Origin of the sequence: Caulobacter sp. (genome assembly GCF_049283275.1) — a bacterium.
GTDB lineage: Bacteria > Pseudomonadota > Alphaproteobacteria > Caulobacterales > Caulobacteraceae > Caulobacter.
This window is the reverse complement of record NZ_JBAPVS010000006.1, coordinates 20934-46787: the sequence shown is the minus strand read 5'-3', so window position 1 is coordinate 46787 and position 25854 is coordinate 20934. Positions and strand designations below refer to the sequence as shown.

The 25854-nt window shown below is 68.2% G+C and carries 17 protein-coding genes; 12 read left to right on the top strand and 5 right to left on the bottom strand.

Going from position 1 to position 25854, the window contains the following annotated elements:
* Positions 1-53 precede the first annotated feature (53 nt).
* Positions 54-2429 (bottom strand): glycoside hydrolase family 95 protein, encoded by a 2376-nt coding sequence (locus WAL33_RS00420; RefSeq protein WP_422177408.1) that lies wholly within the window; start codon positions 2427-2429, stop codon positions 54-56.
* 288 nt (positions 2430-2717) lie between these two features.
* Here WAL33_RS00420 and WAL33_RS00415 point away from each other — a divergent pair, with 288 nt between their 5' ends.
* Both WAL33_RS00415 and WAL33_RS00410 read left to right on the top strand, forming a co-directional pair.
* Positions 2718-4448: a glycoside hydrolase family 43 protein gene (locus tag WAL33_RS00415; RefSeq protein ID WP_422177406.1), complete on the top strand. Its 1731-nt coding sequence runs from the start codon at positions 2718-2720 to the stop codon at positions 4446-4448.
* A 107-nt stretch (positions 4449-4555) separates the two neighbouring features.
* Positions 4556-5317 (top strand): FadR/GntR family transcriptional regulator, encoded by a 762-nt coding sequence (locus tag WAL33_RS00410; RefSeq protein WP_422177404.1) that lies wholly within the window; start codon positions 4556-4558, stop codon positions 5315-5317.
* Between the two features lie 10 nt (positions 5318-5327).
* On the opposite strand, the gene WAL33_RS00405 is transcribed toward WAL33_RS00410, so the two are convergent.
* The 3 genes from WAL33_RS00405 to WAL33_RS00395 all read right to left on the bottom strand — a co-directional run bounded on the left by WAL33_RS00405 (position 5328) and on the right by WAL33_RS00395 (position 10023).
* Positions 5328-6890: a glycoside hydrolase 43 family protein gene (locus tag WAL33_RS00405; RefSeq protein ID WP_422177402.1), complete on the bottom strand. Its 1563-nt coding sequence runs from the start codon at positions 6888-6890 to the stop codon at positions 5328-5330.
* Between the two features lie 95 nt (positions 6891-6985).
* Positions 6986-8884, bottom strand: a complete 1899-nt coding sequence (locus WAL33_RS00400) for an NPCBM/NEW2 domain-containing protein (RefSeq protein WP_422177400.1) — start codon at positions 8882-8884, stop codon at positions 6986-6988.
* A gap of 32 nt (positions 8885-8916) precedes the next feature.
* Complete coding sequence (locus WAL33_RS00395; protein WP_422177398.1) at positions 8917-10023, bottom strand: alpha/beta hydrolase; 1107 nt, start codon at positions 10021-10023, stop codon at positions 8917-8919.
* 264 nt (positions 10024-10287) lie between these two features.
* Between WAL33_RS00395 and WAL33_RS00390 the strand changes: the two genes are divergently transcribed.
* The 9 genes from WAL33_RS00390 (at position 10288) to WAL33_RS00350 (ending at position 22820) form a co-directional block, all read left to right on the top strand.
* Complete coding sequence (locus tag WAL33_RS00390; RefSeq protein WP_422177396.1) at positions 10288-12363, top strand: alpha-L-arabinofuranosidase C-terminal domain-containing protein; 2076 nt, start codon at positions 10288-10290, stop codon at positions 12361-12363.
* Between the two features lie 151 nt (positions 12364-12514).
* Complete coding sequence (locus tag WAL33_RS00385; protein ID WP_422177394.1) at positions 12515-14575, top strand: right-handed parallel beta-helix repeat-containing protein; 2061 nt, start codon at positions 12515-12517, stop codon at positions 14573-14575.
* 45 nt (positions 14576-14620) lie between these two features.
* A complete protein-coding gene (locus WAL33_RS00380; RefSeq protein ID WP_422177392.1) occupies positions 14621-17326 on the top strand; it encodes a glycoside hydrolase family 3 C-terminal domain-containing protein in 2706 nt (901 codons plus the stop codon).
* Between the two features lie 19 nt (positions 17327-17345).
* Entirely contained in the window at positions 17346-19280 is a 1935-nt protein-coding gene (locus tag WAL33_RS00375; protein WP_422177390.1) for a sialate O-acetylesterase, read from the top strand.
* A gap of 146 nt (positions 19281-19426) precedes the next feature.
* The gene (locus tag WAL33_RS00370) at positions 19427-20320 is read left to right on the top strand and encodes an alpha/beta hydrolase (protein WP_422177426.1); all 894 of its coding nucleotides are present in this window, start codon (positions 19427-19429) and stop codon (positions 20318-20320) included.
* Positions 20321-20395: 75 nt separating this feature from the next.
* Complete coding sequence (locus WAL33_RS00365) at positions 20396-20698, top strand: carboxylesterase family protein (RefSeq protein WP_422177388.1); 303 nt, start codon at positions 20396-20398, stop codon at positions 20696-20698.
* Positions 20699-20776: 78 nt separating this feature from the next.
* On the top strand, positions 20777-21064 hold the full coding sequence (locus WAL33_RS00360; protein ID WP_422177386.1) for a MoaD/ThiS family protein: 288 nt from the start codon (positions 20777-20779) through the stop codon (positions 21062-21064).
* Between the two features lie 2 nt (positions 21065-21066).
* Positions 21067-21636, top strand: coding sequence for a molybdenum cofactor biosynthesis protein B (gene moaB / locus WAL33_RS00355; protein WP_422177384.1), 570 nt, complete (start codon positions 21067-21069; stop codon positions 21634-21636).
* On the top strand, positions 21633-22820 hold the full coding sequence (locus WAL33_RS00350; RefSeq protein ID WP_422177382.1) for a molybdopterin molybdotransferase MoeA: 1188 nt from the start codon (positions 21633-21635) through the stop codon (positions 22818-22820). The genes moaB and WAL33_RS00350 overlap by 4 nt, the downstream gene beginning before the upstream one ends.
* Before the next feature lie 18 nt (positions 22821-22838).
* Here WAL33_RS00350 and WAL33_RS00345 read toward each other — a convergent pair whose 3' ends face one another.
* On the bottom strand, positions 22839-23381 hold the full coding sequence (locus WAL33_RS00345) for a hemerythrin domain-containing protein (RefSeq protein WP_422177380.1): 543 nt from the start codon (positions 23379-23381) through the stop codon (positions 22839-22841).
* Positions 23382-23567: 186 nt separating this feature from the next.
* On the opposite strand from WAL33_RS00345, the gene WAL33_RS00340 reads away from it, so the two are divergent.
* Positions 23568-25823 (top strand): adenosylcobalamin-dependent ribonucleoside-diphosphate reductase, encoded by a 2256-nt coding sequence (locus WAL33_RS00340; RefSeq protein ID WP_422177378.1) that lies wholly within the window; start codon positions 23568-23570, stop codon positions 25821-25823.
* Positions 25824-25854: the final 31 nt, after the last annotated feature.

Sequence of the window (25854 nt, the reverse complement as noted above, 5' to 3'; positions counted from 1 at the left end):
GCGACTCCGTCGACAGATCGCGCCATTCACTTTGAGATGGCCGTGGAGCGACCTTACGATGCGCGGCTGGACCCGCCCCGCGCATGTCCAGCCAGGGTCAGGACGCCGCCCCGGAGGATCAAGCGCGCCGTTTCCCCAGCCTTTAGAGTCACGTCGAGCGTCGAGCCGGCGTGGACCACGGTGTGGCGGCCGTCGGCCTTGGCCGTCAGCACCGCCTCCGACAGCCTGCCCCCCGCCCAGCGGATGTCGACGTCGACCGCGCCCCGCGCCCGCAGGCCCGTCATGCGCCCCGTGGGCCAGGCTGACGGCAGGGCCGGCAACAGATAGAGGCGATCGTTGCGGCTTTGCAGGACCATCTCGGTCATGCCCGAGGTCCCGCCGAAATTGCCGTCGATCTGGAACGGCGGGTGAGCGTCGAACATGTTCGGGTAGGTTCGCTCGGGTCCGAGCAGCAGTTTGAGGATCCCATGAGCATGGTCGCCGTCGCCGAGGCGCGACCACAGGTTCAGACGCCAAGCGATGGCCCACCCGGTGGACAGGTCGCCGCGCGTCACCAGCGTGGTCTTCGCGGCCGCCGCTAATTTCGGCGTCGTGTCGATCGAGATCTGGTCCGAGGGGAACAGGCCGTACAGGTGCGAGACGTGGCGGTGGTGGATATCCGTCGCCTTGCTGTCCCAGTCCTCCTGCCATTCCTGGAGCTGGCCGTCCTTGCCGATCTTGTAGGGCGCCAGCTTGTCGCGCGCCGTCTTCAGTTCGGCGACGAAGGCCGCGTCGGCCCCGAGGATCGCCTCGGCCTTCAAACAGTTGTCGAACAGGTCTCGGATGATCGCCTGGTCCATGGTAGGACCGGCCGCCAGGGACGAGCCGTGACCGTGATCGTTCTCTGGCGAAAGCGACGGACTGGTGACCAGCACGCCGAACTTCGGGTCGACCACCAGGGTGTCGAGGAAGAACCGGGCCGAGCCCTTCATCAGGGGATAGACTCGCGCCAGATAGGCCGCGTCGCGACTGTAGTCGTAGTGGTCGAAGACGTGCTTGCAGAGCCAGGCGCCGCCGGTCGGCCAGACGCCGTAGATCGCCCCATCGATGGGCGCGGTGGCGCGCCAGAGGTCGGTATTGTGGTGGGCGACCCAGCCGCGCGCGCCATACATGGTTCTGGCGGTCTTCGCCCCGGTCTGGGCGAGGTCCGCCACCAGCGCGATCAGCGGCTCGACCAGTTCCGGCAGATTGGTCGGCTCGGCCGGCCAGTAGTTCATCTCGGTGTTGATGTTGATCGTGTACTTGCTTTCCCAGGGGGCGGACGTCTTGTCGTTCCAGACGCCCTGCAGATTGGCCGGTTGTCCGCCCGGGCGCGAACAGGCGATCAGCAAGTACCGGCCGTACTGGAAATAGAGCGCCGCCAGGGACGGATCGTCGGTGGTCGCAGACGACTTGATCCGTTCATCGGTCGGTAGGAGATCGGCCCGCGTGCGGCCGAAGTCGATGTCCACGCGACGGAACAGGGACCGGTGATCGGCTTGGTGGTCGACCAGCAGCTCGGCCCAGGACTTGTCGGCCAGCCGAGCGAGGGCCGCCCTGTTGAGCGCCGTCGGATCACCGGACACGTCGTCGTAGCGGCGGTAACTGGTGGCGGCCGCGACGAGCAGCAGCACCTCGTCAGCGCCGGTCACCGAGAGCCTGCCGCCCTCCCCGCTGACCCGGCCGCCCTTGGCGCGGACTTCGACACGACACTCGAACTTCAGCCGGGCCGGGACCCTTTGCTGGCTGTCGTTGACGCCTGCCAGCACCAGGGCCTGACCTTCAACCGAAGCGACGGGATTGGACTTCAGCGGACTGGCGAAGCCGAGGTTCAAGGTGATCGCACCCTTGCGGCTGGCGGTCAGGCGCACCGCAATCACCCTGTCGGGGGCGCTGGCGATCACCTCGCGAACATGGCGGACGCCGCCGGCGCTGAAGGTCGTCGTGGCGATCGCCCCGTCGAGGTCCAGGTCCCGGACATAGTCGCTCGCTTCCGCCAGACCGGGGAAGTCGAGCTTGAGATCACCGATCGTCTGGTAGGACATTTGGCGCTTGGGCGTACCCATGAACTTGGCGTCAGCCAACTCGGTGGCCTTGGCGTATTCGCCAGCGTCAATCAGCCGGCGGATTTCCGGGAGCGCCGCCAGGGCCTCGGGATTGGCCGGATCATAGGGGCCGCCGGCCCACAGCGTGTTTTCGTTCAACTGCAGCCGTTCGGTGGCCACGCCGCCGAACACCATGGCGCCCAGCTTGCCTGAACCGAGCGGCAGCGCTTCGACCCATTCCTTTGCAGGTTGGCGGTACCAGAGGCGCAACGGCGAGGTCTTGGGAGTCTCGGCGCGGGCAACGGCGCCGCCCAAGGCTGTTGAGGCGCCAAGAGCGACAAGCGTGGACCGGCGTGTCAGGGTCATGTGGCTCTCGAAGCGTGATCAGAAACAGTCGGACGATCCAAGCGGATCTGAGCGGCTCACGCCGATCCACTTCATCACATTACTCTGACAAACTAAGGAAACACCGAGCCGGCGCAAGCCAATGCGGACTGCCAGAGTCAAAGGCGCCTTTTTCTTAGGTTAGCGCTACCATTTGCGATTTTTGCTGGCTAGGATGCCTCTATCTGGCTTGAGACGGGCCTCGGTCGCGCGATTTGCCAGACATAAAACAGCCGCGGCTCAAGCGCGCGTCGGAGGGGACTACGCTAGATGATCCGCCAAAGCCTCGTTGCCCTTTTCCTTCTGGCCGCCGGCGCGGCCCAAGCGCGCGCGCCGCTGCCCGAGGGCCGACCGGCCGGCCCGGAGGCGGCGTTCGAATGGTTTGAGTATACGGGCGCTGATCCTTCGGACGCCGCGTTCAAGCCGACCGCGACACAGTACGCCAACCCGATCCTCAAGGGGACCTATCCCGACCCGGCGGTCATGCGGGTCGGCAAGGATTTCTATTTCGTCAGCTCGACCTTCGCCTGGTTCCCGGGACTTCCGGTCTTCCACTCCACCGATCTGGTGCATTGGAACCAGATCGGCAACGCCATCGATCGCCCCGGCATGCTCGACTTCAAGCGCCTGGGCCTGTCGCGCGCGGTCTTCGCGCCGACGCTGAGTCATCATGACGGGGTCTTCTATATTCTGAACACCTGCGTCGATTGCGACGGCAACTTCCTGATCACCGCCAAGGATCCCAAGGGGCCCTGGTCGGATCCGGTGTGGCTGCCGGCCGTGGAGGGCATCGATCCGTATCTGTTCTTCGACGACGACGGCAGCGCCTTGATCGTCTTCAACGGCGAGCCTCCGGGACCACCGGAATACAGCGGCCACCGCGCCATCTGGGCGATCGGCTACGACGTCAAGACCCAGAAGACCGTCGGCGAGCGCAAGCTGCTGCTCGACAAGGGCGTCAACCCGGCGGCCAAGCCGATCTGGCCCGAGGGGCCCCACATCCTCAAGAAGGACGGCTGGTACTATCTGGTCGCCGCCGAGGGCGGCACAGCCGAGGGCCACAGCCAGGTGGTCCTGCGCTCGAAGAGCGCCTGGGGACCGTACGTTCCCTATGAGCACAATCCGATCCTGACCCAGCGGGGCCTTCCCAAGGACCGTCCGCTGCCGATCACCTCGGCCGGACACGCCACGCTGGTCGACACGCCGGACGGCAAGTGGTGGGCGACGTTCCTGGCGGTGCGGCCCTATGGCGACGATCTCTACAACACCGGCCGCGAGACCTTCCTGCTGCCGGTGGAGTGGAAGGACGGCTGGCCGGTCATCCTGGAGAACGGCGCCACCATCCCCTACGTCCACGCCAAGCCCGCCCTGCCCGCGACGACCCCCACGCCGCCGCCGACCGCCGGCGCCTTCACGGCTCGCGAGGAGTTCAACGGCCAGGCCTTGCCGCTCAGCTGGGTCACCATGCGGATTCCGCAGCAGCGCTGGTGGCGGCTCGACGGCGGAAAGCTGATCCTGACGGCGCGCCCCGAAACGATCGGGGGCATGACCCAGCCCTCGTTCTGGGGTCGCCGCCAGCAGCATATCAACGCCAGCGCCTCGACCCAGATGCGTTTTGCCCCGAGCCACATCGGAGACAAGGCCGGCATGGTCGCCGTCCAGAACGACAATTGCTACTTCTTCTTGGGCGTGACCCGAGACGCCGGCGGTCAGGACAAGATCGTGCTCGAGCGCCGCGCCGGTCCGAAGGATGCGGCCGGCGGCGTCGAGGTCGCCAGCGCGCCTGTCACGCTCAAGGCCGGCGCTCCGGTCGGGCTGAAGATCACCGCCCGCGGCGGCCTCTATGATTTTTCCTATGCGCTCGCGCCCGGCCAATGGAAGACCCTGAAGGCCGGGGAGGACGGAACGATCCTCTCGACAAAGACCGCGGGCGGCTTCGTCGGCGCGCTGCTGGGCGTCTACGCCCACGACGGCCGGCCGGACGCGGCGGCGGGGCGATGACGCCCCCCGGGTCGCCACCGAGGTCGGCGGCGCCTCCAGCGCGAAGACTGTAAACCGAAGGCGCCTCAAACTTGCCAAGACTGGTTCGGTTGCGCTTATTGCAACGCATGCAGCCCCGCAATCCAACGTCGCCGCCAACCGACTCGCCGGACGAAACGTTGATCCCACGATCGACGAAAGGGTCGGGTCGTCGCCTGCGCGGCGCGGTGGCGCACTATCTGGGCACAGCGATCGTCTCGGGACGGATCGCTCCAGGCGAAACCCTGACGGGCGAAATCGCCAACGCAGCGGCCTTGGACGTCTCGCGCAGCGCCTATCGCGAGGCTGTGCAGGTGCTGACGGCCAAGGGTCTGGTGGAAAGCCGCCCCAAGGCCGGCACGCGTGTTCTGCCGCGCAGCCGCTGGAACGTCCTGGATCCCACGGTCCTGGCCTGGGCGTTCTCGGCCGAGCCGGACCTGGCCTTCGTGCGCGACCTGTTCGAACTGCGCGCCGTGGTCGAACCGGCCGCCGCCCGCTTCGCCGCCGAACGGCGCGACAAGGACGACATCAAGGCGATGAAGGACGCCTTGGCCAAGATGCGGCGCCACACCTTGGCGACCGAGGCCGGCCGGGCGGCCGACCGGGCCTTCCACGATGCGCTGCTGAGCGCCACGCACAACAGCGCGATGATGGCGCTGAGCGCCAGTATCAGCGCCGCGGTCAGTTGGACGACCGAATTCAAGCAACGCTCGCGAGCCCTGCCCCGCGATCCCGTGCCCGACCACGCCAGGGTCTGCGACGCCATCGTCGCCGGCGATCCCGAGGCGGCGAGCGCGGCCATGCGCGCGCTCGTCGATCTGGCGCTGGAGGACACCCGCTCGTCCATGTGACGAGCCAGCCTCAGGGCTTGCTCAGCGTGAAGCTGTCGACATCGATCCGCCCTTCGCCGCCGGCGGGGTTGTGGCAGAACAGCCCGAACTGCTCGCCCTGGAATGTCCCGGTGCGCCAGTCGAAGGCCAGCGGAAAGTCGCCGGGCATCGCCGTCCAGGATCGTCCGTCGAGGCTGTAGGCCAGGGCGGTCTTGTCGGTGGTGAAATCCATGTCGACCGAAAGCCAAAGATCGCCCAGGCGAACCGCGCGCGCCTCGCCACGTGGCGAGGTCTTGGGTCCTGCCGCCGTGCTTTCCACCAGCCGCGCGCTCAAGGCGCCCTGGCCGTTCGGCGCACGGGTGAGCACGATCTGACTGGAGAACTTGCCGAACGTGCCAAAGCCGCAGGCGTCGCCGGCCTTCAGTCCCCGCACGTCCAGCTTGACGACGCCGCGCGCCTTGGGACCCTGCCCCTTCTGCAGCAGGGTGTTGCGGGCGTTCCAGAAGTCGTGGGCCGTCGTCGCCTTGAGGCGCAGGAAGCCGGGACGCTCGCTCAGCGACCAGCGGCTGTCATCGGGATTGTGGTTCCATTGCCATTGCCGGCCCAGCGCGCCGCCGCTGAAATCGTCGGAGCTGGGCGGTTCGGCGAACGGCTCGCCCAGGATCGGCTTGGCGGCCAGATCCGGCACACGGCCCGGCGCCGCGGGCGTGCCCCAGACCGGCCAGTCGTCGCGCCAGAACACCGGGCTGATATTGGTGACCCGGCCGATCGCGCCGGCGTCGCGCATGACAAAGCCGTACCAACCGCCGTCCGGCAGATCGACCAGGGCGCCCTGGTGTCCGCCGGTGGTGTCGTCGATCTGTTCGCGAGTCTCCCAAGGCCCCGTCAGGCTTTTGGAACGCGACACCGTCAGGGCCAGGCGACGCGGAATGGCGTTGAACAGATAGTACCAGCCGTCGCGCTTGATCAGCTTGGAGCCTTCGGCCCCCTGGACGTAGTGGATCTTCCGGTCATCGGTCACAGCGGTGAGATCGGCGTTGAGGCTCAACAGGCGGATCGTGCCGTCCGAGCCGATCGAGGTGACGACGAACGCCTTGCCGTCCGTGTCGATGAATAGGCCCGGGTCGAACGCCTCGCGATCCAGTTCGTGCATCGTCCAGGGGCCGCGAATGTCGGCGGCCGAATAGAGGCGGGTGTTGTGCCCCACGGGCGTGACGGCGATGTAGAAGCGGCCGTTGTAATGGCGCAGGCTGGGGGCGAACACGCCGTGACGGTAGTCGCCGCCGTCGGCGAGATCGTACTTCGGATTGCCCTCCAGGCGCGGCATGACGTGGCCGGCGATGTCCCAGTTCACCAGGTCCCGGGAGTGCAGCAGCGTCAGGCCCGGCGCGTTCACGAAGGTCGTCGAGGCGAAGTAGAAGTCCTGGCCGACCCGGATGATGTCCGGATCGGGATAGTCGGCGTAGAGCGGCGGGTTGTGATAGGTCCCCTGCCCGCTGTCGGCGCGCCAGACCTGGGCCGACGCCGCGCCGGCGCCAAGGCAGCACAGGCTCGCGGCCAGAGCCAGGGTCAGGCGGCGGAACGGTTTTGGCATGGTTTTCTCCAACCTATACGCTGCGGAGCGACGGTTCTAACGAGCGCCGAGTTTCAAGGGTTGTCCCTGGGCAGGCGCTCGATCGCCGCTTCGCCCTAACGATGCAGCGCCGCGTCGCCCCAGGTGACGGGATCTGGATGTCGCGATGGTCCAGGCGTGCGCACGACTAGTTCCAGCACCTTGATCCCTGAGACCTCGATGTCGAGATCCTGCGGCGGCTCGCCGAATTTCAGCGACCGCGATGTCGCCAAAAGCTTGCCGTCTCCATAGACGAGAAAGGTCACGGGCTGCGTGCGCTCCTGGGCGGAATCATCGACGCCGACGCTGGCGGTGAAGCGGCGGAAGCCGGCGTTGCGCACTTCGAGCCGCGAATTGGCCAGAACGCCAAGGCCCGTCTCGAACCGCTGGCCGGCGATCGCCAGTTCCTGATCATACGGGGTGCGGTCGGCCTGGGCCCCGCCCCAACCGCCGTAACGGGGCGGCTCGCCGAAGCCGCGCGTGCCGCGCCAGGGCAGGATGGCGCGATGGATCAGCGGATCGGCCTGCGGCGTCACGACCCCGTCGATCGCCGGGTTCACCGCCCCGGGCTGTTCGGAAAGAAAGACGCCGTCGGCGAGCTTGCGCGCGCCCTTGGCCCGGAACAGCAGGGTCTGGCGTGAAGCCAGCTGGAACTTACGCTGGGCCCGGAATCGGCTCGCCTCGCCGGTCCATAGGTCCGTCAGTTCGACGTCGACCGTACCCAGGAACTTCAACTGGTCGGCGGTGAGCACGGCTTCAAGGGGCGCGGAGGTGCGATTGAGGATCGCCACGGCCTTGTCGCCGCCGTCCAGCGTCTTGACGAAGATGGAGACGTCGCTGGAGTCGAAAGCCAGCACGGCCTGATTGCCCGCCGGGTCCTGGTTGAGCGCGATGATCTCCCGCGCCCCCAGCACCTCCAGCAGCGACGGCGCGGCCGTTCTCAGGTCGTAGCCGATGATCAGCGGCGCATTGACCATCGCCCAGAGCGCGAAATGCGACCGCGCCTCGACGAGGTGCGCCGCGTCGAAGTCGCCCTTGCCGACATACAGCATGTCCGGATCGTTCCACGATCCGGGGTGCGCATAGAGAGGGCGACGCGAGACGCTGTCGAGATTGTGCAGCATGCGGCTCCAGGTCGGCGAGATGTCCTCGCTGGTGCGCGACATGGCGCCGACGTCCTTGCCCCAAGCGCGCACGTCGGCCGCGCCCCAAAGGCAGATCGAATAGACGAAATCGCCGTCGGGGTTGCTGCGATCCAGGGCCTTCCCCACCGCCTGGTAGAGGGACCGGACCGCCGGGACGTCCGTCCGCCCCAGGGAATCCACATCGACCAAGGGTCCCAGCGCGCGATACTGCCCCGCCTTGACCCGCGCATCGGTGGGCGGAAGCCCGCGCACGCCGCAGCCGTCGACCTTGATCAGGTCGAATCCCCACTCCTGGAAATAGAGGGCGATGTCCTGGTCGACGTGGCCGTAGAGCCCGACTTCCCGCTCGCGCACGTCGCCTTCGGGCTGGTTGGGAAAGGTCGAGGTGAAGACCTGGCCACAGCTGTTGCGGCCGATGTCGGAATAGATGCCGGCCTTCAGGCCCATGGCGTGGAGCCGGTCGGTCAGAGGCCGAAAGCTCGTGCCGCCGTCCGGCGTCGCGGCCGACGGGAAACGGGCCGTGCGGATCAGCATGCGGCCGTCCCCGGCGCGGCGCTTGAGCCACCAGCCGTCATCGATGTTCACATAGCGATAGCCCTTGGCCGCCAGGCCGGCCTCGACCAGCACCCGGGCCGAGGCCATGACCTTTTCCTCGTCGATGTCGCTGGTGAAGGCGTTCCAGCTGTTCCATCCCATCGGGGGCGTACGCGCCGCAGCGCGCTCGTACGCGGTCCAGCGGCCTGTCGCCGTGAGCGGATCGGCGTTCGCGGCGGTGGCGAAGCCTGCGAGCACGGCGGCAAGGAGCACGGCGGCGGAGCGAGCGAAGATCATGGGCGTCCTGGGCAAGGGTTAGGTCCGTCGATTTAGCGCGCCGTGAAGGCCAGGTTGGCGCCGAAGAACGGCAGCACGTAATCCTGGAACCGTCGCGCCACGTCGCTGGTGTGGTCGCCGGGATAGATCTCGAAACTGTTGGCGACGCCGTAGCGGTCCATGGATTCGTGCAGCTGGGCCGCGTCGCCCTTCAAGCCGTCGCGGTCGCCGACGTCGATGGCGATCGCCTTGTAGCGGCGCAGCGCGCCCACATACTGATCAAAGAAGGCCAAGGGCGCATTGGCCGCCCACTTGGCCAGCACATCGGGCTGGACCTGGCCGTTCTCCACCGGGAGATCCAGATAGAACGGCGGCTTCTTGGGGTTCGGCGACCAGGCCGCCGCCGTCGCCAGTTGAGCCCGCAGGCCCCAGGGCAGCTTCCGGGCGTCTTCCAGAGTCTTGACCTGGGCCAGGGCGGCCGCGGTCTCGGCGTTGAACTGGCCAGGATCGCGCGGCGAAAGGCAGCAAGGGCTCATCATGTAGAGCGCGCCGAACACGTCGGCATGACGCATGCCGATGCGGCTGGCCCCGTATCCGCCCATCGAATGCCCCACCAGGCCTCGGCTCTCACGCCTGGGCAGGGTGCGATAGTGACCGTCGATGTAGCCGACCAGGTCCCTGGCGATGAAGGTCTCGAAATCGCCCGTCGTCTGCGAGCTGGAGTACATCGATCCATTGTGGACCGTCTTGCTGTCGGGCAGCACGACGATCATCTCAGCCGCGCCGCGCGCGAACGCGCCCTCGATGGTCTGGGGAACGTGGATCTCGCCGATCCACTGTTCCGCGCCGATCGAATAACCGTGCAGGGCGTAGACGACCGGATAGCGCCGGTCGGGATGGCTCTTATAGCCTGGCGGCAGGACCACGATCACGTCGCGATCGGCGCTCTCGCCCTCAAGATTGCCTTCGATGGCGGCGGAGTGGACCTTGATCCGTTCGATCGACACGGGCTTGGCGCCGGCGACCGGTGGCGGCGCGTTCGTCGCCACCTGGGCCGCCGCTCCCATGGGAACAGCCAGCCCGAGCGCGACGATCGCCACGAGGCGTGCACAGGACCGAAGACCGCGGGCGCCGCCGCCCCGGGTTTCACGAGCGATCATCGAAATCCTCCCCGTCGCACATCTTGACATTGCATGGAGCGACTTGTTAGCGCTACCAATTGTCTGGCTAAATAGACCTCTGTCAAGAGACGCTGAAACAGGTCGAAGCGGCCCCTCAGACACCGCCATCGTCGGAATAAACGCTACCTGCATTGGAATAGACGCGATCCATCCGTGAATTCGCGTGAACGACCTAAACAGAACGCCGCGGCCCGACACCAAGGGTCAGACGGATAAAATGACTGAGTAATTAGGGAGAACGTCATGCGGTATGGATGGATGCTGGCCACGTGCCTGGGCTGGACGATGGCGGTGTCGGGAGGCGCCGACGCCGAACCGGTCAAGGTGACGATCGACGGCGCGCAGCGCGCCGCCCCCGTCACCAAGTACGAGTACGGCATGTTCATCGAACCCATCGGCGGCCTGGTCGCGCGCACGCTGTGGGCGGAGATGCTGGACGACCGAAAGTTCTACTACCCGGTCGTGCCGGAAGCCCGAGACGTCCCGCCGCCCCTGAACGCCGAGGGACGCCCCGGGGTCAGCTATCGCAAATGGCGGCCGATGGGCGGCGACGACGCCGTGATCATGGACCCCAAGGCGGCCTATGTCGGCGCCCAGAGCCCTCGCGTCGCCCTCGATGGGACGATCCGCAAAGGTCTTTCGCAATCCGGCATCGGGCTCGCCAAGGGCAAGCGCTACGACGGCTATGTGCTGTTGTCGGGCGACGCGTCCGCCAAGGTCGAGGTCGCGCTGGTCTGGGGCCCCGGCCCGAACGACCGACAGACCCTCGCCCTTCCCGCTCCCGGCGGCGATTGGAAGCGCGCCGGGTTCAGCTTCACCCCGGCGGCGGACGCCGTCGATGCGCGCCTGGAAATCACCGGCCTGGGCTCGGGCTCGTTCCGCGTCGGCGCGGCGTCCTTGATGCCTTCCGACAATATCCGCGGTTGGCGCGCCGACAGCACGGCGATCGCCCGTTCGCTCAATTCGGGCATGTGGCGCCTGCCCGGCGGCAACTTCCTGTCCAACTGGGACTGGCACGGCGCGCTCGGCCCGCGGGACCAGCGCGCCCCGATGTTCGATCACGCCTGGAGCGCGATGCAGCCCAACGACATCGGCATGGACGAATGGATGGACCTGACCAAGATCCTCGGCGTCGAGCCCTATGTCACCGTCGACGCCGGGCTCGGCGACGCCAATTCAGCGGCCGAGGAGGTTGAATATCTCAACGGGCCGGCGACCAGCACCTGGGGCGCGCGCCGGGCGGCCAACGGTCACCCCGAGCCGTATGGCGTCAAGTTCTGGAACATCGGCAACGAGCCCTATGGCTGGTGGCAAATCGGCAAGACCTCGCTCGACTACTTCATGATCAAGCACAACGCCTTCGCCGCGGCGATGCGCGCGGTCGATCCGACGATCACCCTGATCGCGTCCGGCGCGATGCCTGATCAGCTGCATCCGCGCGAGATCAAGGAGAACTCTTCGCTGGAGAGCATCGCGCCCAAGTTCGGCACCGAGCTGGACTGGACGGGCGGCTTCCTGGCCAAGGCCTGGGGCAATTTCGACGGCATTTCCGAGCACTGGTACGATCGGCCCGAGAAGCGTCCGAACGCGCCGGCGGACGCCGAGCTGATCGAATATGTCCGCGCCCCTTCCAACCACGTGCGGATGAAGGCCGAGGAGTGGAAGATCTACGAGCAGCGCTTCCCGGCCATCAAGGACAAGAAGATCTTCCTGTCGATCGACGAGTACGCCTATTTCGGCGACGTCAATCTCAAGTCGGCCCTGGCCTACGCCACGGTCCTGCAGGAGATGCTGCGCCACACCGACTTTATCACCATGGGCGCGTTCACCACCGGCGCCTCGACCATGGACATCACCCCGACCGACGCGACGCTCAACTCGACCGGCGTGGTGTTCAAGTTCTATGGCGAGCACTTCGGCGCCGGCGTCGTTCCCGTCGCCATTTCGGGGAACTCGCCGCAGCCCGCGCCCAAATATCCGGTCGGCTTCGCTCATCCCCAGGTGCGGGCCGGCAGCCCGACCTATCCGCTCGACGTGATCGCGGGCCTGAGCCCCGACGGCAAGGCTTTGCGGATCGGCGTCGTCAACGCCACCGTCACCGCCCAACCCTTGAACCTGGATCTAAAGTCGCTGGCCGTTCGCGGCGCGGGTCGGCGCTGGGTTCTCACGGGCGCGTCGCTTGAGGCGGCCAACAAGGTCGGCGCGCCCGCGGGCGTGACGGTCACCGCAAGCTCGGCTCCCCGTCCCGGTTCGCGCCTGACCGTTCCACCGATCTCGGTCACCGTTTTCGAGTTTCCGATCGCGGCAGGCGCCTTATGAGAGCGAAAACAGCCCGATCGCCAGCCACACCATTTCAACGGCCCAGTCCGCCGGTATGACAGTGGCCAACGTACCCGACCCGAGCGCCCGGCCCGGCGCCGAAGCGGCCAGCAACAGATCGCGGTCTCGCCGCCGATCCTGGGGCGCGCATGTGCTGGGTCTCTTCCTGCTGGGCGTCGGGTCCGCCTCGGCCCAGTCGTTGCCGACCTTCGCCATACCCGCGGCGGCGGCGAGCGACCGCCCCAATTCCGAGCAGGCCTTCGCCTCGGTCGAGATCCACGAGCGTCCCGCCCCAGCACCCGTCGTCTTCGAGGTCTCACCACGCGGATCGGACGCCGGCGACGGATCGGCGGCCCATCCCTTCGTCAGCCTCGAACGCGCCCAGGCGGCGGTTCGCGGTGTCAACGCGGCGCACTCGGTGACGGTTCGTCTGGCCGACGGCGTCTACCGCCTGGACGCGCCCCTGCGCTTCTCCGAAGCGGACGGAGGCCAGAACGGCTACGTCGTGCGCTGGGAAGCGGCCAAGGGCGCCCGCCCGGTGATTTCAGGCGGCGTCCCGGTGGCCAATTGGCGTCGCGCCGACGCGCGGCGGGACATCTGGGTCGCCGACATCCCGCGCGGCGCCGACCCGCGCCAGCTCTGGGTCAACGACCGCATGGCCCGTCGCGCCGAGGTCGAAGCCCCGCGGAAGGCGTTCGCGTTCCATGACTGGGGCATCCAGATCCTCGATCCGGCCTGGCGTTTCCTGGCGGAGCTTCCCGACCAAACCCGCCTCGAGGTCGAAAACACCGGCTTCTTCACCGATCGCCGCGCTCGGGTCGAAAGCATCCGCGGCGACCGCATCCTGCTCGCTCAGCCGGGCTGGCGGAACAACCTGATCGGCTACGACACCTTCGCGCGGCCCGTCTCGGGCGATCGCGCCCGGTTCTTCATCGCCAACGCCCTGGCCTTCGTGCGCGCGGAAGGCGACTGGTGGGCCGATCCGGCGCGCGGCAAGCTCTACTACAAGCCTCGCGCCGGCGAGCCGATGGCCGCGAGCCAGGTCATCATGCCCAAGCTCCAGGCCCTGGTCTCGGTCGCCGGCGCGGCGGGCCGTCCGGTCCATGACCTGCAATTCGCCGGGATCGGTTTCCAACACACCAGCTGGCTTGGTCCCTCTGGTCCGCAGGGCTACGCCAGCCAGCAGAGCGGCGCCTACCTCGCCGACGAGATAGCGGACTATCCGGCCGAGCCCATCCGCGACTGCAGCTGGGGATGTTGGGCCTTCGAGGCGATGCGCAACCACTGGCGCCAGCAGCCGGCCGCCGTGCAGGTCGCCGCGGCGGCCCGGATCCTCTTCGAGGACACGGAGTTCGCCCACCTGGGACAGATCGCCCTGGGGGTCGGCAACGACGCCAGCGCCAATCTCAGCGGCGCGGGCCTGGAGACCCGCTCGGTCGAGGTGGTCCGCAGCCGGTTCGTCGATCTGGCCGGCGGCGCGATCATGGTCGGCGGCGTGACTCCGGACGCCCACCACCCCTCGCGACCGGACCTGGCGGTGCGCGACATCGTCATCCGCGACAACACCATCACCAAGGTCTCGCAGGTCTATCGCGAGCAGGCCGCAATCCTGGTCACCTACGCGACCGCTCCTCTGATCCTGCGCAACGATATCTCTGAGACGCCCTACGACGGCATCGACGTGGGCTGGGGCTGGGGCGTCAACGATCCGGGCGGCAACACCGCCTACATGTCGTTGAACCGGGGCTATTACGATCAGCCCGGCAACCGGGTCTACGACACGCCGACCACCCTTCGCGACACGGTGATCCTGGGCAACCGCGTCCATGGGGTCAAACGCTGGTTCCCCGACGGCGGGGCCATCTATCACCTGTCGGCCGATCCCGGTGCCTTGATCGCCGAGAACCATGTCTATGACGTGCCCGGCGGCATCGGAGTCTATCTCGATGAGGGCTCGCGCTATGTCACCGTGCGCGACAACGTGTTCGACGGCCTGGGTCTCTGGGTCAACCTGAACGCCCTGGACGGCGCCCATCCTCGGCGAACGGCGGCGGACAATGTCGCGCGCGGCAACTGGCACAACGCCGGCAAGGCCAATGGAAGCTGGTCCGACTACGCCAACAACCGGCTCGTCGACAACGTCGCGGTGGAGGGCCAGGCTTGGCCCGCGGGCGCGCGCAAGGTGATCGATCGCGCGGGGCCCCTGCGATGACCCGCACCGCATCGAACAAGCAAGATCAAAGCGTGAGGTGGAACGATGTCTAAGTCGAAATGGCGCCGGCGCGGCCTGGCCGCGACCCTTTCCGGGGCGCTGTCGATCGGCGCGTCGCTGGCCCACGCCGCGGCGGCCGCCCCGCCCTCGCCCGCCGTCTCGGCCGATCGCGTCAAGGCCGATCGTCTGGCCGCCCAGCTGGTCGGCCAGATGACGTCCGACGAAAAGCTGGAGCAGCTTCTGAACACGGCCCCCGCCATCCCGCGGCTGGGCGTTCCGGCCTACAATTGGTGGACGGAGTCGCTGCACGGCGCGCTGGGCGCGCTGCCGACCACCAACTTCCCCGAGCCGATCGGCCTGGCCGCGAGCTTCGATCCCGCGCTTGTCCACGACGTCGCCGGCGCGATCGGGTCCGAAGTGCGCGGGCTGCACGTCCTGTCGCGCAACACCGGGCGCATGGGGCGCATCGGCACGGGCCTCGACACCTGGTCGCCCAATATCAACATCTTCCGCGACCCGCGCTGGGGCCGGGGTCAGGAGACCTATGGCGAGGACCCGTTCCTGACCGCGCGCCTGGGCGTGGCGTTCGTCCAAGGGGTCCAGGGGCCCAACCCCGACCTCCCCCTGGTGATCGCCACGCCCAAGCATTTCGCGGTCCACAGCGGCCCGGAATCGACCCGCCACGCCGCCAATGTCTTCGTCTCGCGCCACGATCTCGAGGACACCTACTTGCCCGCGTTCCGCGCCGCCATCACTGAAGGCCGGGCGGGATCGGTGATGTGCGCCTACAACCGCATCGACGGCCAGCCGGCCTGCGCCAGCGATCTGCTGCTCAAGGACCATCTGCGCGGAGCTTGGAAGTTCGACGGCTATGTCGTTTCCGACTGCGATGCGGTCAAGGACATCAGCGACCACCACAAGTACGCCCCGGACGCCGCCGCCGCCGTCGCCGCCGCCATGCGAGCCGGCGTCGACAATGAGTGCAACGGCGCGACCCTGACCGACACCGATGGGCTGGCCGACCGCTATCGCGAGGCCTTGCGGCGTGGCCTGATCAGTCCCGCCGAGGTGGATCTGGCGCTGGTGCGGTTGTTTTCGGCGCGTCTGCGGGCGGGTGACCTGCCCGGCGTCCGCACGCCCGAGCCCGCCTCCACGGGCCCGGCCAGCGTGATGACGCCCGGCCACGAGGCCTTGGCGCTGGCCGCCGGTGAAAAGAGCCTCGTCCTCTTGAAGAACGACGGCATGCTGCCACTCAAGCCGGGCCTGCGGATCGCCGTGATCGGGCCGCTGGGTGACGCCACCCGGGTCCTGCGCGGCAACTACTCCTCGGCCTTGTCGGCTCCGCCGATCTCGGTGGTCGAGGGGTTGCGACGGGCCATGCCTTCGGCCCAGGTCGCCTACGCGCCGTTCGGCGCCTCGGTCACGGACGGCGACCGGGTGCCGACCACGGCCCTGCGCACGCCCGACGGCAAGCCTGGCCTGCTGGCGCGCTACTACAATACGGTTGAGCCGCCCCCGAAACGCTTTGCTCCCGGCACGTTCGGCGAGGCGGTCGCCAAGATGCGCTATGCTGAACAGCCTCTGGTCACGCGGCTGGAGCCCGACGTGGCGGCCCGAAGCCTGGATTTGGCGGCGGTTTCGGATCACCACCGCGTGGTCTGGACAGGCTTCCTGGTCCCGCCCGAAAGCGGGACCTATCGTCTTGGCCTGACCGGCTTCAACGGCGAGCTCAAGGTCGACGGCAAGCCGTTCGCGGACCTGCGCAAAGCCGGTTGGGCGAGCCTGCCGACCTTGAAGACCCTCCAACTGGAGAAGGGCCGGAAATACCCCATCGAGGTCGTTTCGGAATCCCACGCCTTGTCCGGCGTCAATCTCGTCTGGAAGCGCATCTCGACCGACCCGACGGGCGACCTGAAGGCGGCGGCCGCCCAGGCCGACATCCTGGTCGCGGTGGTGGGCCTGACCTCAGACCTCGAGGCCGAGGAGTCTCCTGTCGAAATCCCCGGCTTCAAGGGCGGGGACAAGACGACTCTCGACCTTCCCGCAGACCAGCAGGCCCTGCTGGCGCAAGCCAAGGCGCTCGGCAAGCCGTTGGTGGTCGTGGCGATGAACGGCAGTCCATTGAACCTCTCCTGGGCCAAGGACAACGCCTCGGCGATCCTGGAGGCCTGGTACCCCGGCCAGGCCGGGGGCCTCGCCATCGCCAATGTGCTGTCGGGCAAGACCAACCCGGCCGGACGCCTGCCGCTGACCTTCTACCGCTCGGTGGACGACCTGCCGCCGTTCGGCGACTACGCCATGGCCGGCAGGACCTATCGCTACTTCGAAGGCACGCCGGTGTACCCGTTCGGCTACGGCCTCAGCTACACGCGGTTCGAGTACCAGCCCCTGAAGGTCGAGCCCGCGAGCGGCGGGGCCGGCAAGGGTCTGCGCGTCACGACCAGCGTGCGCAATGTCGGCGCCAGGCCCGGCGACGAAGTGGCCCAGCTCTATCTCGACTTCCCCGACACGCCCGGCGCCCCGCGCCTGGCCTTGCGCGGCTTCCAGCGGATCACGCTGAAGCCCGGCGAAACTCGAGCGGTGACCTTCATGCTGTCGCCGCGCGATCTCAGTTCCGTGGATCTCGACGGCGACCGTCGAGTGGCCGCGGGCGGCTATCGGGTCAGCGTTGGCTCGGGCCAGCCTGGCGGCGATGCACCCAGCCAATCGGCCGCCTTCGTCGTCGACGAAGAGGTCGGACTCCCGAAGTAGCAGCGTGATGGGATCGCCAATGAACATTTCGACGGCGGCGCTGAGCGCCCTCCTGGCGCTGGCCCTGGCTCAGACGGCGTCGGCCGCGCCCAGGCTTGAAGGCGTTATCGGCGACCACGCGGTGCTCCAAAGGGACCGGCCGCTCGTCGTCGCCGGGACCGCACGACCTGGTGAGGCGGTGCTCGTCAACATGGCGGGCCGGACCGTGCGCGGACAGGCCGACCGCGACGGGCGGTTCAGCCTGACCTTGCCGCCTTTGCCCGCGGGCGGCCCTCACCAGATGCTGGTCACTGCTCCCAGCGGGAGGGTGATCGTCGACGACCTGATGATCGGCGATGTCTTCCTGTGCTCTGGCCAGAGCAACATGGAGCTGTCGACGGCCCAGGCCCAGAACAGCTTCCAGATCGCCGGCGCGGCCGATCAGGGCCTGCGGCTGCTCACCGTGGCCAAGGGCGTCGCCACCGCGCCGAAAAGTCGCTTCGACCAGCCGCCCGCCTGGACGCCGGCGACGCCCGAGGCGATCGCCAGGTTCTCGGCCGTCTGCTTCTACATGGGCCAGGACCTGCGCAAGACCGCCAAGACGCCGATCGGCCTGATCCACGCCAGCTGGGGCGGATCGCGGATTTCCCCCTGGATGGCGCCCGAAGGCCTGCGCGCGGCGGGGATGGAGGCCGAAGCCAAGACGCTGGAGCTCTACACCCGCGACACCGCCGCGGCCGAGGTCGTCGCCGCCGACACCTGGGGAAGGTGGTGGCGCGACCAGTCGGGCGATGCGCCGGGCCGCGAACCCTGGCGGACGGACGGCGCCCTGGATTGGCGGCCCGCGCCGGGCGTCGGTCCCTTCAATCGCTGGGGCGTCCCAGAGCTGGCGAGCTATGTCGGCATGCTCTGGTTCAAGAAGGAAGTGGTGCTGACCGCCGAGCAGGCGCGGCAAGGCGCCGTCCTGTCGCTGGGCGCCATCGACGACGCCGACCGCACCTGGGTGAACGGCGTCCCCGTGGGGGGCGGCAGCATCGCCAGCGCGCCTCGTCTCTACCGTCTTTCCCCCGGCGTCCTGGTCGAAGGGCGCAACGCCATCGCCATCAACGTCGACAATGTCTATGCCGAAGGCGGCATGATCGGCCCAGCGAGCCAGATGCGCCTAGGTTTCGACGACGGGTCCGGGATCGCCATCGACACCGGCTGGCGCTACGCCGTCGCCGGCCGTCCCAAGTCCAATGCGCCCAGGTCGCCATGGGACGACATCAACGGCGCCGGCACGCTCTACAACGCCATGATCGCGCCGCTCGGTTCGGTCGGCCTGAAGGGGGTGGCCTGGTATCAGGGCGAGTCCGACACCGCCCTGCCCGGCTACGACCGCCGGCTGCGTGCGATGATGGCCGACTGGCGCCGCCAGTTCGCGGCGCCGGACCTGCCCTTCGCCGTCATCCAGCTTTCGGCCTATGGCGCCACCGCCTCGCGTCCCACCGAGAGCGGCTGGGCGAGGCTGCGCGACATCCAGCGCCGGGTCGCCGAGGCCGACGGTCACGCGGCCGCCGTCGTTACGATCGACCTTGGCGATCCGCTCGACATCCACCCCGGCGAAAAGCAGGAGGTCGGCCGTCGGACGGCGCGGGCCATGCGCGCCCTGGCCTATGGCCAGGACATCGCCCCCGCGGGTCCCGGCGTCTCGTCGGCGATCCGCAATCCGGACGGCGGCGTGACCCTGGCGTTCAAGGGCGCGGCGGGCGGCCTTGTCACCCACAGCGCGAATGTCGCTATCGGCTTCGAGCTCTGCGCGGAAGCCGGCCCCTGTCGCTTCGCCGCCTCTGTCGCCTCGGGCGACACGGTGGTGCTGGCCGGCGACGGCAAGCCCGTGGCGCGCGTGCGGTACGCCTGGGCCGACGCTCCGGCCGTGAACCTCTTCGATCAGAGCGGACTGCCCGTTTCGCCGTTCGAGATCGCCGTGCCTTAGGCGAGGTCCTCGACGTTAATCGGACCGCCCGCCGGTCCGCCGCCTTCAAAACAACGATCAAAGGGAGAAACACCATGAGGAAAATCAACGTAGCGGAAGAGGTCCGCTCAACAGGGGCGGCCTGGACGCGCCTGACCGCGGTCGGGATGGCCGTCGCCTGCATCCTGTCGACGCCGGCCTTTGCTCAGAAGGACAAGATGCAGCCTGTGCCGATCCCGGCCCAGCCGAACGCCATCGAACTTGGAACGGGCCCGCTGCCGGGCGCGACGGCCTCGGAGTCGTGGCACAGCCAATATGGAAGCCTGTTCGCCCGGAACGTCACCGTCGCTACCCTCACCCCGTATCTCCCGGATCCGGCCAAGGCGACCGGCGCGGCCGTGATCGTCGCGCCCGGCGGCGGGTTCCGCACGCTGTCCATGGAGAACGAGGGTTCGGACGTGGCCCGCGCCCTCGCCGCAAAGGGCGTGGCGGCGTTCGTGCTCAAGTATCGGCTGAACCAGACACCGGCGGACATGCCCGGGTTCGAACGTTCGATGGCCGAGATGTTCTCGGCCACGGCGGCGCGGCCGCGGATGGATCCCGACAAGGCGATCGCGGGTCTGGCGCCCCAGATCGCCGACTCGCGCGCCGCCTTCACGCTGGTTCGCAAGCGCGCGGCGGAATGGCACGTTGATCCTGACCGGATCGGCATGGTCGGCTTCTCGGCGGGCGCCATGCTCACCTTGGCGACCACGCTGGCTGGTGAGGACGCCAAGCCCGCCTTCATCGGCTTGATCTACGGCCCGCTCGCGCCGGTGACGGTCCCGGCGGAGGCGCCGCCGATGTTCGTCGCGCTGGCGGCCGACGACCCGTTCTTCGCCAACAGCGGGTTTGGGCTGATCGACAGCTGGAAGACGGCAAAGCGGCCGGTCGAGTTCCACCTCTACGAGAAGGGCGGACACGGCTTTGGCATGTATCCGAAGACGACCACCAGCACCGGCTGGTTCGACGCCTTCGCCCGCTGGCTCGACATGCACGGCATGCTGCAGCCCAAGCGCTGAACGAGCGATGGCCGGTGATCTAGGTCGCGCCAAACCGGCGATCATCCGCTGACGAACGCCGAGCTGGAATTGGGCATGGACCCATCTCCAGCTCGGCGACAAGGCGAGCCAAAGGGGTCAACCCTGCTCGACCAGATCCAGACGCTGCGATGGGCGCGCGACACCATCGCCGTCTTCGGCGGCGATCCGCGCAACCTGACGATCTTCGGAGAATCCGCCGGCGCGCTCAGTGTCGAATACCTGCTCGCCTCGCCCCGGGCGCGCGGCGCGGGCTTGACGTTCAATCCAGAAAGCTTGCCATCCACGCCGTTCCAAGCGTCGGCGTCGGCCGGCGGCGAACCGCGCGCGCCCGCCCCTGCGACATTTTCCACCACTTGATTTCAGACAATCGGCCTGGCTCGCGAGGGGTGTAGAGCCTGTTCAGCCAATCAAGGCTCGCAGTGATCGAGGTCCTTCGTGACTCAAACCTTGGCTTCGCCCTATGGCGTGACCGGGTCCGTCCAGGTCAGCTTCTTCGGTAAGATCGCCGACCAGTTCGGTCGCACGACGACGGTGGAAATCCCCGTCGGCGGCTGCTCGCTGCCGTGGCTGAAGGCCCAACTGGCCGCTCGGGTCGACGGCGGCGCAGAAGCCCTGGCCGAGCGCAGCCTGCGGACGGCGATCGATCATCTGATCATCGGCGAAGGGGCGTGGATCGGTTCGGGACAGGAAGTGGCCTTCCTGTCGATGTTCTCTGGAGGTTGACCATGGATGACGCGCCCCTGGCCGTGAAGAGCCGCAGGCCCGGCATCGACGAGCGTCTGCCCTTCTATCCGCTCAACATCGCCGTCCTGACCATTTCCGACACCCGAAATCCGCAGACCGACACCTCGGGCGCCCTGCTGGTCGATCGCCTGACCGCCGCGGGTCACGCCCTGGCCGGTCGGATCATCGTGCCCGACGAGGTCGAGGCCATCCGCCGCCAGGTCCAGGCCTGGGCCGACGACGAAGCCGTCGACGTGATCCTGACCACTGGCGGCACCGGTTTCGCCCCGCGCGACGTCACGCCCGAGGCGCTGCAACCGCTGTTCCGTCGAACCATGGACGGCTTCTCGGTGGTGTTCCATCAGGCCAGTCAGGGCACGGTCGGGGTCGCAACCCTGCAATCGCGGGCCCTGGCCGGTCAGATCGGCGAAACGTTCGTGTTCTGCGTGCCGGGCTCGACCGGCGCCTGCCGAGACGCCTGGGACCTGGTGCTGGGCCAGGAACTGGACAGCCGTTTCAAGCCCTGCTCGCTGGTCGGCCAGATCCCCCGCTATCGAGGCCTTTGCAGTTGATCGGCTTCGACGAGGCCTCGGCGCTCGTCGCCGACCAGGCCCAGGCCCTGCCTCCCGAAGCCGTCGGCCTGGCCCTGGCCGACGGCCGCGTCCTGGCCAAACCGATCATCGCTCGCCGCACGACGCCGGCCACCGACATCTCGGCCATGGACGGCTATGCCGTGCGCGACGAGGATCTGACCGACGCGCCCGTGCGCTTGACCGTCATCGGTCAGGCCTATGCCGGCCAGGCCTTCGACGGCGTACTGACGCCCGGCGCCTGTGTGCGCATCTTCACCGGCGCGACGGCGCCGACCGGAACCGATCGGGTGGTCATCCAGGAAGATGTCCAGCGCGAGGGGTCTCAAGCGGTGTTCTCTCAGACGCCCCATGGCGGCCGCAACCTGCGCGCCCCAGGTTCCGACTTCGCCGCCGGCGAGGTGCTCGTCGAACCCGGCGTCAGACTCAACGCCCAGAAAATGGTGGCCGCCGCGGCCGCCGACCTGGCGCGGGTGTCGGTGGTCGCTCGGCCCAGGGTGCTGATCATCAGCACCGGCGAGGAGCTCGACGAGCCGGGACGCCCGTCCAAGCTTCGCCCGGGGATTCCCGACAGCGTATCCTTCGGCGTCGCCGCCCTCGTCCGCGCCTGGGGCGGGAGGGTGGTCGATCGCTGGCTCTTGGACGATGACCTGACGACGCTGGAAAAGGCGGCCCGCTCGGCGATCGATCGCGCCGACGTCGTCGTCGTGACCGGCGGCGCCTCGGTGGGCGAGCGCGACTTCGCCAAGGCGATGTTCGCGCCGCTCGATCTGCAACTGATCTTCTCGAAAGTGGCCATCAAGCCGGGGAAGCCGATCTGGCTCGGGCGAGCGTCCGGCGTCCTGGTCGTCGGCCTGCCCGGCAATCCGACCTCGGCCCTGGTCACCGCCCGGCTCTTCGTGGCGCCGTTGATCGCCGGCTTGGCCGGGCTGGGATCGGCCGCCGCGACGGACTGGCGCTCGACGGCGCTGACCGGGCCGCTGGCCGCCTGCGGCGATCGCGAGACCTTCGTCCGCGGACGGCGGACCCCGGCCGGCGTCGAGCCGATCGGCGATCAGGATTCTTCGGCCCAGAAGGCCCTGGCCTTGAGCGATGTCCTGATCCGTCGTCGCCCCGGCGACACGGCCAGCTCAGCCGGGGCTTTGGTCGAAAGTCTCGACTTCTGAGTCGTCTTGGGCGCCGAGCTACAGGACGCCGGAGAAATGCGGAAAGAGGATCGTATCCTCCAGACGCATGTGTTCGCGCAGTTCGCGGTCCAGCTTACGACAGAGCTGGCTCAGGGCCCGCCAAGTCCCGCAGGCGCCCTCTGGCGCTGAGAAGTCCTTGGTCAGCGTCTCCAGTCGGGTCAGCTGCTCATTCAGTTCGCCATGTTCGACCTGCATACGCGCGATGGCGACGCGCAGCATCGACCCGCGGCCAGCGCGCATCATCGGAAACAGGACCTCCTCCTCCTTCTGCTGATGGCCGATCAGGTCCTCGGCCATCATCTGGAGGTGATCGGCCAGGCCGTGCGGGCATTCGGCGTCGCCGGCATGCACCGCCTCGACCCTGTGGGCCAGGGCGAGGGCCTGCGGAAAATCCTCCAGGTGGACGTCGTGATAGCGCCGCATGATGTGGTCGATCAGGGCGTCGACTTGGTCGTCGGTCAGCGGTTCACCCGGCGCATAAGGCGGGGCGTCGGTCTCCAGCGTGGAGGCGAAGGCGGCGGGGTTGTTGTGCAGGGTCATTTGAAAGGTCTCCGCCTCGACCCCTAGGCGCTTTGCCGACCGATGACATTGAGCGGGGCCATCGCGCGCCTTGATGTTGCTCAAGGCCTGCCCTGGCGGATGTCGCAGGCTGTGCACCCCCGAGTCGCCTTCCGCGCGCCGCAGGGAATCGACCAGCTTTCACCTCCCCTTTCAGAGAGAGCGATCATGGCGTTCGACAATCCCTTCGCCGGCGAGATTTGGGCCAGCAAGTACCGCTTCGCACCGTCCAACGGCGGCGGAGACGCCAGCGTTGTGGAAACCTGGAACCGAGTCGCCCACGCCGTGGCCCAGGCCGAAGCACCCAAGCTTCGCAGAGGATTCCAGGCCGAGGTCATGACGGCCCTCAGTGATTTCCAGTTCCTGCCGGCCGGACGCATCCTCGCGGGAGCGGGCACGGCCCGGGCCGTGACCTTGTTCAACTGCTTCGTCATGGGCAGGACCCCGGACGACCTGGGCGGGATCTTCGAACACGTGCGCGAGGCGGCGGTCACCCTGCAGCAGGGCGGCGGGGTCGGCATGGATTTCTCGTCGATCCGTCCGGCCGGCGCCCCGGTCAAGGGCGTCGGCGCCGACGCCTCGGGACCGCTGAGCTTCATGGATGTCTGGGATTCCATGTGCCGCACCATCCTGTCGGCCGGCCAGAGGCGCGGGGCGATGATGGGGTGCCTGCGGATCGACCACCCCGACATCGAAGCCTTCATCGACGCCAAGCGCACGGCTGAGCGCTTCCGCAACTTCAACCTTTCGGTGCTGGTCACCGATCCGTTCATGGCCGCGCTCGAGGCCGACGCCGACTGGCCGCTGTCCTTCGGCGGCGAGGTGCGCAGGACGGTCCGCGCCGCCGACCTCTGGGCGCAGCTGATGCGGGCCACCTATGACGCCGCCGAGCCGGGGGTGATCTTCATCGACCGCGTCAACGCCGCCAACAACCTGGCCTATTGTGAGCAGATCCTGGCCAGCAACCCTTGCGGTGAACAGATGCTGCCGCCCTACGGCGCCTGCCTGCTGGGTTCGCTCAATCTCGCCCGCCTGGTCGACCGTCCGTTCGAAGCCGACGCCGCTCTCGACGAGGCCAGGCTCGGCGACCTGACCCGGACCGCCGTGCGGATGCTGGACAACGTCATCGACATCTCGCGCTTCCCGTTGGCGGCCCAGGAGGTCGAGGCCAAGGCCAAGCGGCGGCTGGGGATCGGCGTCACCGGCCTGGCCGACGCCCTGGTCTTCTGCGGCGCGCGCTATGGCGACGACCAGGCCGTGGCGCTCACCCAGCGCTGGCTGGGCGTCATCAAGCGCGAGGCCTATCGCGCCTCGGCGCTGCTGGCCGCCGAAAAGGGCGCCTTCCCCCTGTACGACCCGCAGATTCTGGACCGGCCCAATCTCACCAGCCTGGACCAGGAGACCCGCGCCCTGATCGCCGCCCATGGCTTGCGCAACGGCTGCCTGACCTCGATCGCGCCGACCGGCACCACCTCGCTGCTGGCGGGCAACGTCTCGTCCGGCATCGAGCCGGTCTTCGCCTACAGCTACACCCGCAAGGTGCGTCAACCCGACGGGACCACCCGCCAGGAACAGGTGGAGGACTACGCCCTGGCGGTGTGGAAGCGACTGCACGGCGAAGCCGCGCCGCCGGCGGCCGTGTTCGTCAGCGCCCAAGACCTGACGCCCGCCGACCACTTGCGCATGCAGGCCGCGGCCCAGGCCCTGGTGGACAGTTCGATCTCCAAGACCGTCAACTGCCCCGAGACCATCGCCTTCGACGATTTCGCCGACATCTATCGCCAGGGCTATCGGCTGGGCTGCAAGGGCCTGACCACCTATCGCCCCAACGCCATCACCGGCTCGGTGCTGTCGGTCGCGCCCCCTCCGGAGACGCCCCCGGAAAAGCCGACGCCGGCTCCGCCCGCCCCCGAGCCCAAGCTGGCCTCGCGCCCCGACGCCCTGGATGGAGCCACCTACAAGATCAAGTGGCCCGACAGCGCCCACGCCGTCTACGTGACCATCAACGACGTGGAGACCGCCGAGGGCGCTCGCCCCTTCGAGATCTTCGTCAACTCCAAGAACATGGAGCACTACGCCTGGACCCTGGGGCTGACGCGGATGATCTCGGCGGTGTTCCGGCGCGGCGGCGACGTGTCGTTCGTGGCCGAGGAGCTGAAGGCCGTGTTCGACCCGCGCGGCGGCGGCTGGATCGACGGTCGCTACACCCCGTCCCTGCTGGCCGCGATCGGCGGGGTGATCGAGCGGCACCTGTGTGGTCAAACGCCGCAGGAACCCCGTGCCGCCGCACCGCCCGAGGCGACGCCTTCGGCCAATCCCTTCGCCGCCAACAAGGTCCCCTGCCCGCGCTGCGGCGGGTTCGAGATGGTGCGCAAGGAAGGTTGCGACACCTGTTTTGACTGCAGCTATTCCAAGTGCGGCTGAGCGGTTGACCATCGTCAAGGCGGCGGGAGGA

What these genes read in the sequence shown, in the direction of transcription:
- WAL33_RS00415 (WP_422177406.1), top strand. Translation starts at nt 2,718, where the DNA reads ATGATCCGCCAAAGCCTCGTTGCCCTTTTCCTTCTGGCCGCCGGCGCG.
- WAL33_RS00410 (WP_422177404.1), top strand. Translation starts at nt 4,556, where the DNA reads ATGCAGCCCCGCAATCCAACGTCGCCGCCAACCGACTCGCCGGACGAA.
- WAL33_RS00405 (WP_422177402.1), bottom strand. Translation starts at nt 6,890, where the DNA reads ATGCCAAAACCGTTCCGCCGCCTGACCCTGGCTCTGGCCGCGAGCCTG.
- moaB (WP_422177384.1), top strand. Translation starts at nt 21,067, where the DNA reads ATGGATGACGCGCCCCTGGCCGTGAAGAGCCGCAGGCCCGGCATCGAC.
- WAL33_RS00340 (WP_422177378.1), top strand. Translation starts at nt 23,568, where the DNA reads ATGGCGTTCGACAATCCCTTCGCCGGCGAGATTTGGGCCAGCAAGTAC.
- WAL33_RS00375 (WP_422177390.1), top strand. Translation starts at nt 17,346, where the DNA reads ATGAACATTTCGACGGCGGCGCTGAGCGCCCTCCTGGCGCTGGCCCTG.
- WAL33_RS00420 (WP_422177408.1), bottom strand. Translation starts at nt 2,429, where the DNA reads ATGACCCTGACACGCCGGTCCACGCTTGTCGCTCTTGGCGCCTCAACA.
- WAL33_RS00400 (WP_422177400.1), bottom strand. Translation starts at nt 8,884, where the DNA reads ATGATCTTCGCTCGCTCCGCCGCCGTGCTCCTTGCCGCCGTGCTCGCA.
- WAL33_RS00390 (WP_422177396.1), top strand. Translation starts at nt 10,288, where the DNA reads ATGCGGTATGGATGGATGCTGGCCACGTGCCTGGGCTGGACGATGGCG.
- WAL33_RS00365 (WP_422177388.1), top strand. Translation starts at nt 20,396, where the DNA reads ATGGACCCATCTCCAGCTCGGCGACAAGGCGAGCCAAAGGGGTCAACC.
- WAL33_RS00395 (WP_422177398.1), bottom strand. Translation starts at nt 10,023, where the DNA reads ATGATCGCTCGTGAAACCCGGGGCGGCGGCGCCCGCGGTCTTCGGTCC.
- WAL33_RS00345 (WP_422177380.1), bottom strand. Translation starts at nt 23,381, where the DNA reads ATGACCCTGCACAACAACCCCGCCGCCTTCGCCTCCACGCTGGAGACC.
- WAL33_RS00380 (WP_422177392.1), top strand. Translation starts at nt 14,621, where the DNA reads ATGTCTAAGTCGAAATGGCGCCGGCGCGGCCTGGCCGCGACCCTTTCC.
- WAL33_RS00370 (WP_422177426.1), top strand. Translation starts at nt 19,427, where the DNA reads ATGGCCGTCGCCTGCATCCTGTCGACGCCGGCCTTTGCTCAGAAGGAC.